Source organism: Herbaspirillum huttiense, assembly GCF_047300815.1.
Classification (GTDB): Bacteria; Pseudomonadota; Gammaproteobacteria; order Burkholderiales; family Burkholderiaceae_D; genus Herbaspirillum; species Herbaspirillum huttiense_A.
This window is the reverse complement of record NZ_CP178608.1, coordinates 2,050,669-2,066,243: the sequence shown is the minus strand read 5'-3', so window position 1 is coordinate 2,066,243 and position 15,575 is coordinate 2,050,669. Positions and strand designations below refer to the sequence as shown.

Genomic DNA, 15,575 nt, shown 5'->3' with positions numbered 1-15,575 from the left:
TCCTGGGATATCGGACTTGGCTGTCGCAGTGGGCAATCTCGGGATCGCCTCGTTGTGGGCGCATGGCGTTGGCGCCATGGCTGTGCGGTTCATAGACCGCTGGCGACTATAGCACAAACAAGAAGCATTATCATCTGCGCGCATGTGCATCGCGCAGGCCGCCATGAAAAACGCCCTTGCCGGCTGCCGCTCGGCAAGGGCGTATCAGGCGCGATATGAAGAAATCAGATCACTTTGACCGCAAAGTCCACACCGATGCCGGCCCACCATTCCTGTTCCTTCTGGAACCAGAAGGAAATGCTCGGATGCTCCTTGATGTAATCGCGGCGGATCTCCAGGTCGATGCGGCTCTTGAGCTTGACCCGCACCTTCTCCAGGTCCAGCGTGATGTGCGCATGGCGGAACATCACCGCCAGCCGCAAGGCCAGCACCGCCTTGGCGAAATCGACGTCGGCCAGCATCTCGCTGATCTTCTTCAGGTTGCCCTTCTGCCCGAGGATGAGCGTGCTCATCAGGCGCTGCTCGCGCGTGGTGAAACCGGGCAAGTCGGCATTGGCGATCATGTAAGCCGAATGCTTGTGATACCCGGTTGGCGAGACCACCAGACCGGTTTCGTGCAGCAATGCGCTCCAGTAGAGATAGCGCACATACGAATCGGTGGCCGGTTTCAAACTCTCGAAAAAGCCCAGCGCCGTATCGGCCACGCCATGGGCGCGTGCTGCATCGACATGGAAGCGGCGGGCGAATTCTTCCACCGAACGGTCGCGGCGGTCGGCCTTGGTGGCGCGCAATTGCAGGTCCCACATCACGCCCATGCGCAAGCCGGCCTCTACCGGGCTGATGACTTCGATGCCGAACTCCTGCATGAAACCGATCAGCACGGCGAGCCCACCCATGATGACGCCGGCGCGGTCCGGCTTCATGCCGTCCAGCGAAATCTGGCTGACGTGGCCGAAATCGATCAGGCGCTGCATCAGGTCGGCCAGGCTGGGCAGCGTGACACGCCCATCGCCCATGTCGTTGCGGCGGATGGTATCGGCGATGGCCCGCATGGTGCCAGAGGATCCGTACACATTGACGCTGGCCGCATCGAAGCTGAAGAGGTGCACCGCATCTTCCACATGCGAACGCGCGGAAATGATGGCACGCTCGAAGGCCGCTGCCGTGATCGCCCCATCAGGGAAGAAAGCCAGGCTCTGGTTGACGGTACCAATGCCGAAGGATTCGACGTGGCGGATATGTTCGCCCAGGCCACGGATGACTTCGGTGGAACCGCCGCCGATATCGATGACCATGCGTTCTTCACCGGCATCGGCGAGTACGCCGGCCACGCCCATGTAGATCAGGCGCCCTTCTTCCTCGCCGGAAATGATCTCGACCGGATAACCGATGGCGCGCTCCAGTTCCGGCAGCAGCTCGGCGGCATTCTTGGCCACGCGCAAGGTATTGGTCGCCACCACCCGCACGGCGGTCAGCGGATAGTCACGCAGGACCGCGCGAAAACGGGTCAGCGAATCGATGGCGCTCTGACAGGCCTGCGGCGTGAGGTTGCCGCTCTTGTCGATGCCTGCGGCCAGGCGGATGGGGTCACGCGCGCTCTTGATGACGCGTATGCTGTCGTCCTCGTACTTGCCGATATGCAAGCGAAAACTGTTGGAACCGAGATCTACCGCAGCAAACATGCATTTCCTTTCGCGACGGCTCCGGGCGAATCCGCCCGAAACAATTGCTAAATAATTTAAACCGCATCCTGTCTCCATAACGACAAGATAATGGGCGCGCATTACACTTTGATGACAGCTTGCACCCTGTAAAATGACGGCTCAGCGAAGTCGTGCTGCGTTGCACATATTATTTTATACAATTTATCCCATTTTCCCTTCCATGCCCGGCATTCTTTATCTGGTTCCCAACACGCTGGGAACGACCGAGCTTCCCGCAGACGCTGGCGCATTGCATCCGCTGGAGTCCATCATCCCGCGCCAGGTGCAGGCCATCGCGGCACGGCTGGATTATTTCGTGGCCGAGAACGCCAAGACCACGCGCGCTTTCCTCAAGCTCCTGGGCAGCAGCATGGCGCTGGCCAAGCCCATCCAGGAAATCCAGATCAGCGAACTGAACGTCAACACGCCCCCCGCCGCCCTGCCCGCCTTGCTGGCGCCGCTGCTGGAGGGCCGCGATGGCGGCCTCATCTCGGAGGCCGGTGTGCCGGCCGTGGCCGACCCCGGTGCCAACCTGGTGCGCCTGGCGCATCAGCATGGCATCCAGGTGCGGCCGCTGGTCGGGCCGTCGTCCCTGCTGCTGGCGGTGATGGCCAGCGGGCTGAACGGCCAGAGCTTCGCCTTCAACGGCTACCTGCCCACCGACGCCGAGGCCCGCAGCAAGCGCATCCGCCAACTGGAAGACCGCTCCCGCAAGGAGAAGCAGACCCAGCTGCTGATCGAAACGCCCTATCGCAACGGGGCCATGCTGGAGGCGCTGGCGCAGTCCTCCCAGCCCGGCACGCTGATCTGCGTGGCGACCGATCTTTCGCTGCCCACCGAAACGGTACGCACACAGACCGCCGCGCAATGGAAGGCGGCGCTGGCGGCCAACAAGGGGCCGGACTTCCACAAGAAGCCGACGGTGTTCCTGCTGCTGGCGGAATAAGCATCGCAAAAAAACAAAGGCCGGTTGCATCAGCAACCGGCCTTTTGCTTGGAAGCTGCGGAGTCGCTCAGCGCAACTGCGACAACGGCGCCGACATCAGGGTCTTGGCAAAGCCCGCACCGAAGGCCACACCGAATTTCTTGAGCACGCGTTCGGAGAGATTCTCGGTCTGGGTGTAGTCCACCACATCCTCGGCCTTGATCACATCGCGCGCCACGCTGTCGACCGTGCCATAGCCATCGGCCAAGCCCAGTTCGACGGCCTTGGAGCCGGTCCACACCAGGCCCGAGAAGGTATCCGGGGTTTCCTTCAAGCGCGTGCCACGGCCCTGGCGCACCACTTCGATGAACTGCTGGTGGATCTCCTGCAGCATCGATTGCGCATATTCACGCTGCTTGGGGCTTTGCGGGCTGAAGGGATCGAGGAAGCTCTTGTTCTCGCCCGCCGTCAGCAGGCGGCGCTCCACACCCAGCTTGTCCATCAGGCCGGTGAAGCCGAAACCATCCATCAGCACGCCCACCGAACCGATCAGGCTGGCCTTGTTGACGTAGATCTTGTCGGCCGCCACGGCGATGTAATAGCCGCCGGAAGCGCACATCTCTTCCACCACCACATAGATCGGCTTCTTGGGATAGGCCTTGCGCAGGCGGGTGATCTCGTCGTTGATCATGCCGGCCTGCACGGGGCTGCCGCCGGGGCTGTTGATCTTCAGGATCACGCCCACCGAGTCGCTGGCCGCAAAGGCCTTATCAAGCGCCGGAATGACCACGCCGGCCGAGCCCTGCCCTTCGGATTCGATGGTGCCGCGAATCTCGACCAGGGCAGTATGGGTGCCCAGCGGTTCACTCTCGATCTTGTTGTAGGTGAAGGCCATCCAGCCGCCCAGCACGATCACCACCAGGATGGCGATGCGGAAGAAGATGCCCCAGCGGCGGCGGGCGCGCTGTTCCTTGACGGCGAACAGGGCCAGCTTTTCCAGGACGTCGCGCTCCCAGCCGCTCTTCTTGTCCTCGCGCACGCTGGCGGGGATGGAGGAAGACGGTGCAGCAGGCGGCGGAGAGGCCGGGGAAGACGAAGAAGACTGAGGGGGACGGTCTTGCGGGTTGTCAGATTCGTTGTTGCTCATAGGCTCACTCTGGGCAGCGCCATCGCGCTGCACTGGTTTTTTCCGCGAAGCTCATGCCTCGACGGGCTGGACGATGTCATCCGGACGCCAGAACACCTGGCCGTCGCGTTCCACCGCCATGATCTTACGCAAATACGCGCCGGTACAAGGTCCGCCTGCGCATTTTCCGGTATCGGGCGCATAAACCGCGCCATGTGTTGCGCACATGAGATACAGGCCGCTGGATTCAAAGAATTCGCCCTCGGCCCAATCCAGTTCGATCGGGACATGGGCGCAGCGATTCAGATAGCCATAGACCACGCCGCCATAGCGCACCACGAAGCCGGTAGTCTCATCCCCATGCACCTGCACCGGGAAGCGCTTGCCCAGACCGCCCTCCTGGAGGGCGGCTGAGGGGCAGATGAAGATTTCTTCAGGCGTCGTCATGGCAAGCCGCTTCAGGCGTGCTCATTGAGCCATTGATGCAGCTCGCGGATGGAACGGGCTGAATAAAGAGGCGCCAGGGTCTGCAGCTGCTGCGGCGGATGCGCGCCGAACTCCACCGCCACCCCCTTGGCTCCGGCGTTGATGGCCATCTGCAGGTCGTGGGTGGTGTCGCCGATCATGACGGTACGGTGCATGTCCTGGCCCAGTTCGCGGGTCAGTTCCTGCAGCATGGCCGGATGCGGCTTGGAGAAGGTTTCATCGGCGCAGCGCGTGGCATCGAACTTGGAAAGCAGGCCGGTACTGTTCATGGCCCGGTTCAACCCTACCCGGCTCTTGCCGGTGGCCACGGCCAGGAAATAGCCCTGCTGCGACAGGTCGGCCAGCATCTCGGGCACGCCCTCGAAGAGCGTGAGGTCCTTGTCCTGCCCGAGATAGTGATGGCGATAGCGCTCCACGATGCGCGGATAGTACTTCGGGTCCACATCCGGAATGGCGGCCTGCATCGCATCCTGCAAGCCCAGGCCGATCACGTAGGAGGCCGCGCTCTTGTCAGGAATGGGCAGCCCCAGGTCGCGCGCGGCCGCCTGGATGCAGCGCACGATGGTCGAGGTGCTGTCCATCAGGGTGCCGTCCCAGTCGAAGACGATCAGGTCAAATTGCTTTCTTGCCATGTGCTGAGCTCTTTCCGCTGGCATGCTTCCGGCTCGGTTGCCATTGTGGCAATTGCCAGATGAGCATGCGTTTCTGTTAATGCCGGGCAGAAAGTATCACATCCCGGCCGTCTGCGCGCATCCCTTCACTCTTCGGTTCCGGCCAGCATGTTGTGGGGCAGCAGGTCGCCCTCGGCACCGCCTTCGAGGCTGCGCAGGAAGCGGGCGCATTCCTCGGGCAGGCCGGCCTTGAGGGTGACGGTCTCGCCGCTTTCCGGATGGCGGAAACTGATGCGCCAGGCATGCAGGAACATGCGCTTGAAGGCCACCCGATTGCCATCGGCCTTCTGCAGCGACTTGTTCAAAGTGAAATCGCCGTACTTGTCATCGCCCACGATGGGGAAACCGCTGGAAGAGAGGTGCACCCGGATCTGATGGGTGCGGCCGGTCTTGAGTTCAGCTTCCAGCAGGGCAAATTCGCCGAAGCGGCGCAGGAGCGAAAAGATGGTGTGCGAAGCCTGGCCATCGGCCTGCACCCGCACGCGGCGCTCGCCGTCCGGGGTGCTGTACTTGAAGAGCGGCAACTTCACATGCTGGCGGGCATTCTTCCAGTCGCCCTGCACCAGCGTGAAATACCGCTTGTCGGTGGTGCCTTCGCGCATCTGGTCGTGCAGGTTGGTCAGGGCCGAACGCTTCTTGGCGATCAGCAGCACGCCCGAGGTATCGCGGTCCAGGCGGTGCACCAGTTCCAGGAACTTGGCCTGCGGGCGCGCTGCGCGCAGCTGTTCGATCACGCCATAGCTCACGCCCGAGCCGCCGTGCACGGCCACGCCGGCCGGCTTGTCGATGACCAGCATGTGGCTGTCTTCCAGCAGGATGCGGAATTCCGCGCCCGGAACCACCTGTTCTTGTTTTTCGGCAACTCGTATTGGCGGCACGCGCACCACATCCCCTTCGGCCAGGCGATAGGTCTGGTCGATGCGGCCCTTGTTGACGCGCACTTCGCCCGACCGCAGGACACGGTAGATATGGCTCTTGGGAACACCCTTGCAGATACGCAGCAGGAAATTGTCAATCCGCTGCCCGGCTTCTTCGTCGGAAATGGTCAGCAACTGCACCTGGGGAAGGTTCTGCGAGGCGGCTTCGCTCCGGGAGGCAGGCGCGGTTGCGGCGCTTTCAGAAGCCCCCCTAGAAAATCTCGCTAAGTCCTTCATTTTGAATATATAATCGTTTGACGCTGAACAAAAAATCAGCGTCAGTAGAATAAAAAGGAACATTCTACACAAGAGGAGACTTCGTCAGCCTCGCTCATTTGCAAAATAGACGGAGGGGGCCCCGAAAACCACGACGCGCGGCATCGCAGACGCAATAAAAGCGCTGCAACGGTTGACAATACAGCCGATCATGCCGCTTGCCTGGTCCACGTAAAGGCCTCGAAACGAGTACGCACCTTCCCTGCGCGATTCCAGTTTGCACCGCAGTTGCAATCGGACAGCGCGCCTGGAAGTGGAACAGAATTGTTTGGATCATCAGGATAAAAGTCTGGCAAGACTCGCATCCGGTGTTCCGGTTCAGGTCCGCAGCGCACAGCCCCCGGCAAAGCAGTATCTTGCAGCGCATCGGCGGCAGGCTCATCCGCCCGCCCCTCTTGCAGCGCATTGCCCGGGCCAATGCCGCAGTCCTGGCCGAAGCATCGCGAAGCTTGCCGGTTGATGCAACAGAACCCGATCGCCGTCGCCAACCCATCACCATGTTACGTTTGGCTCCACAGACCAGCTTACCGTCCGCAGTTGCCTGCGCGACCGCCTATGGCGGAGCGCGCGGCGCGGATACGGTGCTGCCCGGCGTTCCCGTCTGCCGCATCCGCGCCCCCTTGTGCTGGAGCGCCCGCTAAGGCGCATTCACACAATCAAGGCAATTCCCTCCCCCAATCACTTCGTTCTCGCGTACATCCCCTGTACTTTTGGCCCGCTACCACATACGGACGGGCCATTTGAAGGATCTTCGGATCCCGGAGTGAAAACATGAAACGTATGTTGTTCAACGCCACGCAGCAGGAAGAACTGCGCGTAGCGATCGTTGACGGTCAGAAACTGATCGACATCGACATCGAAACCACCGGACGCGAGCAGCGCAAGTCCAACATCTACAAGGGCGTCATCACCCGCATCGAGCCCTCGCTGGAAGCCTGCTTCGTCAACTACGGCGAAGAACGCCACGGCTTCCTGCCCTTCAAGGAAGTGGCCCGCACCTATTTCAAGGAAGGCATTGACGTCCGCAACGCCAGCATCAAGGAAGCGCTGCGCGAAGGCCAGGAAATCATCGTCCAGGTCGAGAAGGAAGAACGCGGCAACAAGGGCGCGGCCCTGACCTCGTTCATCTCCCTGGCCGGCCGCTACCTGGTGCTCATGCCCAACAACCCGCGCGGTGGCGGCGTGTCGCGCCGCGTCGAAGGCGAAGACCGCCAGGAACTGCGCGAAACCATGGACAAGCTGGACCTGCCCAACGGCATGTCCGTCATCGCCCGCACCGCCGGCATCGGCCGCAACGTCGATGAACTGCAGTGGGACCTGAACTACCTGATGCAACTCTGGCGCGCCATCGAAGGCGCCGGCCAGTCCGGCTCGGGCGCCTTCCTGATCTACCAGGAATCGTCACTGGTCATCCGCGCCATCCGCGACTACTTCCAGCCCGACATCGGCGAAATCCTGATCGATACCGACGACATCCACGACCAGGCCCAGCAGTTCATGGCCCACGTGATGCCGGACATGGTCCACCGCGTCAAGCGTTACCGCGACGACGTGCCGCTGTTCTCGCGCTTCCAGATCGAACACCAGATCGAGACCGCCTACTCGCGTACGGTCCCGCTGCCTTCCGGCGGCGCCATCGTCATCGACCACACCGAAGCCCTGGTGTCGGTGGACGTGAACTCGGCACGCGCCACCCGTGGCAGCGACATCGAGACCACCGCCTTCAACACCAACCTCGAAGCCGCCGATGAAGTGGCCCGCCAGTTGCGCCTGCGCGACCTGGGCGGCCTGATCGTGATCGACTTCATCGACATGGAGAACTCCAAGAACCAGCGCGAAGTGGAAGGCCGTCTCAAGGACGCCCTGCACCACGACCGCGCCCGCGTTCAGATGGGCAAGATCTCCCGCTTTGGCCTGATGGAACTGTCGCGCCAGCGCCTGCGTCCGTCGCTGTCCGAAGGCAGCCACGTGACCTGCCCGCGTTGCAACGGCACCGGCCACATCCGCGATACCGAATCCTCCGCCCTGCAGGTGCTGCGCATCATCCAGGAAGAGGCGATGAAGGAAAATTCAGCCGCCATCCACGTGCAAGCGCCGGTGGACGTGGCCGCCTTCCTGCTCAATGAAAAACGGGGCGAAATCCTGAAGATCGAGACGCGCCATCGCGTCACCGTCATCATGATCCCCAACAAGCATCTGGAAACCCCGCACTACAAGATGGAACGGATCAAGCACGACGATCCGCGCCTGGACGAGGGCCAAGCCAGCTACACCATGGCCGAGCAAGCCGATACCGACATCGGCTACAGCAAGCGCCAGAAGGAAGAAGAGCGTCCGCGCCAGGAAGCCGTGGTCAAGGGCATCACCCCCGACCAGCCGGCCCCGATCGTCGAACGCAAGGCCCCGGAACCGGTGGCTGCCCCCGTGCCGCCGCCGACCCTGGCCCCGGAATCGGGCCTGCTGGGCAAGATCTTCGCCTTCTTCCGCAAGAAGCCGGTTGCTCCGGTGGAAGTACCGGCCCCGGTCGAAGCCAAGGCGCCGGCCAAGCGCGAAGGCGATCGCAATGGCCGTAGCGGCGACCGCAACGGCCGCAACCGTAACCGTGGTGAACGCGGTGAGCGTGGCGATCGCGCCGAACGTGGCGAGCGCAATGCAGAGCAGCGTGCACCCCGCGGCCCGGCCGCCGTCGAACTGAAGACCGGCGAGGCTGCGGAAGCCAAGCAGGCCCGCCCGCCCCGTGGTCCGCGCGAACCCAAGGAAGGTCGCGAACCGCGCGAAGGCCGTGAGGTGCGCGAGGGCCGTGAGCCGCGCGAAGCCCGCGAAGGCCAGGAACCGAAGGAAGCCCGCCGCAACGAGCCGCGTGAAGCCCGTGAGCCCCGCGAACCGCGCGAAGGCCGCGAGCCGCGCGAGGGTCGTGAAGGCCGCGAAGGCCGTGAACCGCGCCAGCCGCGTGAACCGCGCGCCCCGCGTGGCGAACGCAAGGACCCCAAGTCCGAGGAAGGTCTGCCGCTGGAAGTCGCTCTGGCTGCCGGTGCAGCCACTGCAGGCGTGGCCGTTGCCGCTGGCGCCGTGGCGCTGTCCAATGACGAGCAAGCCGCCCAGGTGGACGCTGCGCAAGTGGAAGGTTCCGAAGGCGCTGATGGCGCCGAAGGTGCGGAAGCTGCCGAAGGCGGCACCGAGCCGCGTCGTCGTCGCCGTCGTGGCGGCCGCAACCGTCATCGTCGCGAACGTGATGAAAACGGCAACGTGATCGACAACGGCGAAGCTGAAGGAAACGAGCAATCCGAAGCCGCCGAAGGCGTCGATACCGTCGCCGTGTCCAGCGCCGCTGTCGCCAGCGTGAACGTCGAGACCGTCGTTGCCGAAACTTCGGCGGCTCCGGTGGAAGTGGCGCAAGCCGCTGTGGCGCAAGCATCGTTTGCCGCCTCCCCGGTCCCGGAACAAGCCCCGTCCGAGGCTGCCGTGCACGTGGAAAGCGGCGTGAACTCGGTCGAAGCTGTGGCCGCTGCCGCTGCTGAAGCGACCCAGGCCGTGTTCTCGAACCAGCCGGCCATCGAACCGGCGGCCCCGTCGATCGATGCCAGCTTCGCCCCGACCCCGGCCTTTGAGCCGGTGCAAGCCCCCGCTGCTGCTCCGGCCGCATCGGAAGCCCCGGTCGAGGTGGTGCATGCTGCACCGGCTGCACCGGCTGTGCCGCAACAGATCAGCCTGCTTGACGCTGTCGAAGCCAGCCCGGCACCGGTGGCCGTCGAACCGGCTCCGGTGGTGGCTCAAGCCGCACCGGCACCCGCTGCAGCCCCTGCGCCCGCAGTGGCTGCCAGCACCGGCAACGCTGCCCGTTCGGAGTCGCTGGAGCAGATGCTGTCGCAAGCCGGCCTGACCCTGGCCACCACGGACCCGGTCAAGCTGCGCGCCGCCCAGGAAGCCGCTGCTGCCTTCGTCCCGGCACCGCACGTGCCGCGCGAGCGCAAGCCGCTGCCGCCGCAGTCGAGCGAACCGCTGGTACAGGTCGAAACCCGCCGTTAAGACGGATTCCGGCCACCCCTCCGCAGGGTGGCCGGAAAGCTGGAAATATCGGCAATGAACAAGGGAGCTTCGGCTCCCTTTTTCATGTCTGACTGTTTTCGAATGAAGCCTTGGCCTTCACCGCCCATCGGCAACGGACCTCCTATTTGGTCACAGTTGCCCCTTCGCCGTCACGATACAGTCACGGCAGTCCACCACGACGCTGCAAGCCAGACACCAGCAGGGCCGCGCATCGGGCGGCGGCGCGCGCCAGATTCAGTTGCACGCATACACTATATGCATGATTGTGCATCTGCGCGGCGGCCGCAGGCGTGCTATCGTTACACACCTTTTCTCGTCAGATCGTATGAACAAGCGCGTCATCCCCATCGTCGATGTCCGGCAAGGCCCGACTGCCAGTGCGGCCGGCCTGCTCACGCCAGTGGCCGTCGAGCCGACCGGCTGGCTGGGCGACAGCCTGGGACGTCCGCTGCACGACCTGCGCATTTCGGTCACTGACCGCTGCAATTTCCGCTGTGTCTATTGCATGCCCAAGGATGTCTTCGACAAGCAATACCAGTTCCTCCCGCACTCCGACCTGCTGACCTTTGAAGAGCTGACCCGCGTGGCGGCCCAGTTCGTGGCGCATGGCGTGCGCAAGATCCGCCTGACCGGCGGCGAGCCGCTGCTGCGCAAGAACATCGAAACCCTGATCGGCATGCTGTCCGCCCTGCGCACCCCGGAGGGCGAAGAAATCGACCTGACCCTCACCACCAACGGCACGCTGTTGAAGCAAAAGGCCCAGGCGCTCAAGGCCGCCGGACTCAGGCGCGTGACGGTGTCACTGGATTCGCTGGATGACGAGAGCTTCCGCCGCATGAACGACGTCGATTTCCCGGTGGCGCGCGTGCTGGAAGGGATCGAAGCGGCGCACGCCGCCGGACTGGGCCCGATCAAGATCAACATGGTGGTCAAGAAGGGCGTCAACGACGACCAGATCCTGCCCATGGCGCGCTACTTCAAGGGCAGCCCGGCCATCCTGCGCTTCATCGAATACATGGACGTGGGCTCTTCCAACGGCTGGCGCATGGACGAAGTGCTGCCCTCGCGCGAAGTGGTCCGCCGCATCGCCGCCGAGATGCCATTGGAAGTGGCCGACCCCAACTACACCGGCGAGACCGCCGAACGCTGGCGCTATGTGGATGGCAGCGGCGAGATCGGCGTGATCTCCAGCGTGACCCAGGCCTTCTGCCAGGACTGTTCACGCGCGCGCCTCTCTACCGAAGGCAAGGTCTACACCTGTCTCTTCGCCAGCGAAGGCCACGACCTGCGCAGCCTGGTGCGCAATGGCAGCAGCGATGCCGAGATTGCCGGTGCCATCGCCGCCCTCTGGGGCCAGCGCGGCGACCGTTATTCCGAACTGCGCAGCGCCATGCAGGCGACTCCGGCGCGCAAGGTCGAGATGTCCTACATCGGCGGCTGATCCGGCACGCCTGCCCTGCTCCTTCCTCTTCCGTACCATGTCTTCCGCCGCCACCGCCGCCAGCCACATCACCGGCCTGGTACTGTCTGGTGGCCGTGGCACGCGCATGGGCGGCGTGGACAAGGGCCTGCAAGTCCTGCATGGCAAGCCGCTGGTGCAGCATGTGCTGGAACGCCTGGCACCGCAGGTCCGCACCCTGGCGATCAACGCCAACCGTTCCCAGCTGGAGTACGCCCGGTTCGGCTACCCGGTCTGGCATGACCTGCAGGGGGACTTTCCCGGTCCGCTGGCCGGTCTGCAATGCGGCCTGGCCCATTGCCACACGCCGCTGCTGGCCACCGCCCCGTGCGACTCGCCGCTGATCCCCTATGACCTGGTAGCGCACCTGTACGACGCCCTCACCGCCAGCGGCGCACAGGCCGCCATCGCCGTGACTGAGGGCTTGCACGGGCGCCAGCGCCATCCTGTATGCTCGCTGCTCCAGACCAGTACGCGCGCCTCGCTGGACGCCTTCCTGGCGGCGGGCGAACGCAAGATGGACCGCTGGTTTGCCAGCCTTGATTGCGTCGAAGTGGATTTCCCCGACGAGCGCGCCTTCAGCAACATCAATACCGGGCTGGATTTGCAACAGCTCCAAGCAGAACAATGACCGAGACCCACACCGCCACACTCCACGACATCGTCAGCTGCATCAGCGGCTATGACCCCAACGCCATGACGGTGGCACGCGCGCAAGCCGTGATCCAGGAATTCATCACGCCCATCGAGGCCGTGGAAAAGCTGGCCATCCGCAGCGCCCTCTCGCGCGTGCTGGCGCGCGACATCATTTCGCGCATCGACGTCCCGGCGCACGACAACTCGGCCATGGATGGCTATGCCCTGCGCGGCGAAGACGTCGCCGACGGCCGGCAAGTGCGCCTGCAGATCATCGGCGCGGTACACGCGGGTGAACAATTCGCCGGCAGCGTCGGCCCCGGCCAGTGCGTGCGCATCATGACGGGCGCACCCATGCCCGAGGGCTGCGACACCGTGATCCCGCAGGAACTGACCATCGACGCCGACGCGCAAGGCGTGACCCTGCCGGCCGGCCGCGTACGTCCCGGCGACAATCGCCGCCTGCGTGGCGAAGACCTGGCCCTGGGCAGCGTGGCCCTGCCGCGCGGCCGCGTGCTGCGGCCCTCCGACATCGGCCTGCTGGCTTCGCTGGGCATCGCTGAAGTACCGGTGCAGCGCCGTTTGCGCGTGGCCTTCTTCTCCACCGGCGACGAGTTGCGTTCGGTCGGCGAGCCGCTCGATGCCGGCTGCGTCTATGACTCCAATCGCTACACCCTGCACGGCATGCTCACGCGCCTCGGTTGCGAGGTGCTGGACATGGGCGTGGTGCCGGATGATCCGGCCGCCCTCGAAACGGCGTTCCGCAGCGCCTGCGAAGAGGCCGATGCGGTCATCACCTCGGGAGGCGTCTCGGTCGGCGCGGCCGATTACACCAAGCAGATCATGGCCAGCCTGGGCGAGATGACGTTCTGGAAGATCGCCATGCGCCCCGGCCGCCCGCTGGCCTTTGGCCGCATCCGCTCGCGTGGACGGGAGGCTTATCTGTTCGGTTTGCCGGGCAATCCGGTGGCGGTGCAGGTGAGTTTTTCCTTCTTCGTGCGCGATGCGCTGCTGCGCCTGGCCGGTGCCGAAGCCCATCCGCTGCCGCGCCTGCGGGTGAAGACAGCCACCGCCATTCGCAAAAAGGCCGGCCGCACCGAATACCAGCGCGGCATCCTGGCCCCGGACGAGAACGGTCACTGGCAAGTACGGCTGACCGGCATGCAGGGCTCCGGCATCCTGCGCTCGATGTCGGACGCCAACTGCATCATCGAACTGGAACATGAGCGCGGTGAGGTCGCTGCAGGTGAAGAGGTGGCGGTGGTGCTGTTCGACGGCCTGGTGTGATGCTGGCTTTCAGGCGCAGATGAAGAAAAAGGGACGGCAAGCCGTCCCTTCTGTTTTCCAGCCTCTTGAGCCCCCTCTGCAGGTGAAGGAAGAGGCCAATCAGACGCCCTCGGCATCCTCGCCCAGATCCAGCTCCCCGGTCCCCAGCAGCTTCTGCGCATTCTCCACCGGCAGCGCCTCCACCGACTTGAGCTTGCGCGTCATCTGGCGGGTGCGGGTCTCGGCCTGGTCGATGTTCTTGGCCGCGCGCTCCAGCGCCGTCTTGGTGGCGGCCAGCACTTCGCCGAACTTGCCGAACTCGGTCTTGACTGCGCCCAGCACCTGCCACACCTCCGACGAACGCTTTTCCAGTGCCAGCGTGCGGAAGCCCATCTGCAGGCTGTTGAGCAGCGCCGACAAAGTCGACGGCCCCGCAATGGTGACCCGGCAGGTGCGCTGCAATTCATCCGACAAGCCAGGCCGGCGCATCACCTCCGCATACAGCCCTTCGGTGGGCAGGAAGAGGATGGCGAAGTCCGTCGTCAGCGGTGGCGACAGGTATTTCTCGGCAATGGTCTTGGCCTCGCCGCGCACGGCCCGCTCCAGCTCTCGCCCGGCGGTGGCCACGCCGTCGGCATCGGCACGCTCGGCGGCATCGACCAGGCGTTCGTACTGTTCCTTGGGGAATTTGGCATCGATGGGCATCCAGACCTGGCCTGCGTCTTCCTTCGCACCCGGCAGGCGGATGGCGAATTCCACCCGCTCGCCGCTGGCCGGAACGGTCTCCACGTTCTTGGCGTACTGGTCGGGAGTGAGCATCTGCTCCAGCAGGATTTCCAGCTGCACTTCGCCCCAGGTGCCGCGCGTCTTGACGTTGGTCAGCACGCGCTTCAAGTCGCCCACGCCGGTGGCCAGCTGCTGCATTTCGCCCAGGCCCTGGTGCACCTTGTCCAGCCGGTCCGAGACCAGCTTGAAGGATTCACCCAGCCTCTGCTCCAGCGTGGCGTGCAGTTTTTCGTCCACGGTCTTGCGCATCTCTTCCAGCTTTTGCGCGTTGTCGTTCTGCAGGTCCTTGATCTTGGCTTCCAGCGTGGCGCGCACCTCGGCCATGCGTTGGGCGTTCGATTCGGTCAATGCAGAGAGTTGCTGATTCAAGGTGTCACCAAAGCGCTTGAGCGAGACCGCCTGCTCTTCCCGGTTCACCTGGGCCTGCAGCGTAATGGACTGCCGCATGCTTTCCAGTTGCTGCGTATTGCTTTCATTGAGCTTGACCAGTTGCTGCGCAAAACCGTCGATCTGCTGGTTCTGCAAACCCGCCACGCTCGTCAGTTGCGTGGCCAGCGTCTGCTGCAGATGGGCGAAGTTCGCGCCCAGTTCCTGGCGCGTGCTCTGGGCACTGGCCTGCACCTGGCTGCGCAGCTCGCGCTCGATGCGCTCGCCGGTCTCCTGCTGGTGGCGTTGCAGGTCCTGCTTGACCTGCAGCAGCGCGTCTTCGATGACCAGTGCAGTGTCGTCCTCCTGCCGCTGGCTGCCCCGCAGCAGGATCAGCACTTGCAGCACAAGGCCGGCCACCACCAGGCCGGCGAGGATCATTTCAAAAAGGGACATGGGACCAATCCAGTGCGTGTTACTCAGGCTTGTTGCGCATCCAGTCGGCGGTCTGGTAGAGCGCGGCCAGCAGGCGCTTCATCAGGTCTTCCGGCAGGCCGACGTCCTGCATGGCCCAGGTCATGCAGCGCAGCCACTGGTCGCGCTCGGAGATGCCGATGGGGAAAGGCAGGTGACGCGCCCGCAGGCGCGGATGGCCGAATTTTTCCATGTACAGGCTGGGCCCGCCGGTCCAGCCGGAAAGGAACATGTAGGTCTTCTCGCGCGAACCGTCCAATGAAGGCGGATGCAGCGCGCGGATGCCGGCGAACTCCGGCTCCAGGTCCATCAGGTCATAGAAACGGTCGACCATCTCGCGCAGCTTCTCTGCGCCGCCGATGAGTTCGAACGTGGTCGGTTGGTTGGGATCTTCGATTTGCATAAGACCGCCATGATACCGCAGCCGGCCGCCCGCG

12 protein-coding genes are annotated in these 15,575 nt (G+C 64.1%); 5 read left to right on the top strand and 7 right to left on the bottom strand.

What is annotated here, in order from left to right:
• Positions 1–224: 224 nt before the first annotated feature.
• Entirely contained in the window at positions 225–1,682 is a 1,458-nt protein-coding gene (locus ACLRDN_RS09445) for a Ppx/GppA family phosphatase (RefSeq protein WP_413459907.1), read from the bottom strand.
• Between the two features lie 202 nt (positions 1,683–1,884).
• On the opposite strand from ACLRDN_RS09445, the gene ACLRDN_RS09440 reads away from it, so the two are divergent.
• Positions 1,885–2,649: an SAM-dependent methyltransferase gene (locus ACLRDN_RS09440; RefSeq protein WP_413459906.1), complete on the top strand. Its 765-nt coding sequence runs from the start codon at positions 1,885–1,887 to the stop codon at positions 2,647–2,649.
• A 67-nt stretch (positions 2,650–2,716) separates the two neighbouring features.
• Here ACLRDN_RS09440 and ACLRDN_RS09435 read toward each other — a convergent pair whose 3' ends face one another.
• The 4 genes from ACLRDN_RS09435 to ACLRDN_RS09420 all read right to left on the bottom strand — a co-directional run bounded on the left by ACLRDN_RS09435 (position 2,717) and on the right by ACLRDN_RS09420 (position 6,065).
• Positions 2,717–3,775: a S49 family peptidase gene (locus ACLRDN_RS09435; RefSeq protein WP_034332211.1), complete on the bottom strand. Its 1,059-nt coding sequence runs from the start codon at positions 3,773–3,775 to the stop codon at positions 2,717–2,719.
• A 51-nt stretch (positions 3,776–3,826) separates the two neighbouring features.
• Positions 3,827–4,201 (bottom strand): Rieske (2Fe-2S) protein, encoded by a 375-nt coding sequence (locus tag ACLRDN_RS09430; RefSeq protein WP_413459905.1) that lies wholly within the window; start codon positions 4,199–4,201, stop codon positions 3,827–3,829.
• Between the two features lie 11 nt (positions 4,202–4,212).
• Positions 4,213–4,872: an HAD-IIIA family hydrolase gene (locus ACLRDN_RS09425; protein ID WP_088754289.1), complete on the bottom strand. Its 660-nt coding sequence runs from the start codon at positions 4,870–4,872 to the stop codon at positions 4,213–4,215.
• 125 nt (positions 4,873–4,997) lie between these two features.
• Complete coding sequence (locus tag ACLRDN_RS09420; protein ID WP_311433838.1) at positions 4,998–6,065, bottom strand: RluA family pseudouridine synthase; 1,068 nt, start codon at positions 6,063–6,065, stop codon at positions 4,998–5,000.
• An 810-nt stretch (positions 6,066–6,875) separates the two neighbouring features.
• On the opposite strand from ACLRDN_RS09420, the gene ACLRDN_RS09415 reads away from it, so the two are divergent.
• The 4 genes from ACLRDN_RS09415 to glp all read left to right on the top strand — a co-directional run bounded on the left by ACLRDN_RS09415 (position 6,876) and on the right by glp (position 13,533).
• Positions 6,876–10,130, top strand: a complete 3,255-nt coding sequence (locus ACLRDN_RS09415; protein ID WP_413459904.1) for an Rne/Rng family ribonuclease — start codon at positions 6,876–6,878, stop codon at positions 10,128–10,130.
• Between the two features lie 346 nt (positions 10,131–10,476).
• Entirely contained in the window at positions 10,477–11,592 is a 1,116-nt protein-coding gene (gene moaA / locus ACLRDN_RS09410) for a GTP 3',8-cyclase MoaA (protein ID WP_413459903.1), read from the top strand.
• 37 nt (positions 11,593–11,629) lie between these two features.
• Positions 11,630–12,241, top strand: a complete 612-nt coding sequence (mobA, locus tag ACLRDN_RS09405) for a molybdenum cofactor guanylyltransferase MobA (RefSeq protein ID WP_413459902.1) — start codon at positions 11,630–11,632, stop codon at positions 12,239–12,241.
• A complete protein-coding gene (gene glp, locus ACLRDN_RS09400; RefSeq protein ID WP_413459901.1) occupies positions 12,238–13,533 on the top strand; it encodes a gephyrin-like molybdotransferase Glp in 1,296 nt (431 codons plus the stop codon). Before mobA ends, glp begins: the two co-directional genes overlap by 4 nt.
• Before the next feature lie 99 nt (positions 13,534–13,632).
• Here glp and rmuC read toward each other — a convergent pair whose 3' ends face one another.
• On the bottom strand, positions 13,633–15,120 hold the full coding sequence (gene rmuC / locus ACLRDN_RS09395; RefSeq protein WP_276838948.1) for a DNA recombination protein RmuC: 1,488 nt from the start codon (positions 15,118–15,120) through the stop codon (positions 13,633–13,635).
• A 19-nt stretch (positions 15,121–15,139) separates the two neighbouring features.
• A complete protein-coding gene (locus ACLRDN_RS09390) occupies positions 15,140–15,541 on the bottom strand; it encodes a group II truncated hemoglobin (RefSeq protein WP_034339751.1) in 402 nt (133 codons plus the stop codon).
• Positions 15,542–15,575 lie beyond the last annotated feature (34 nt).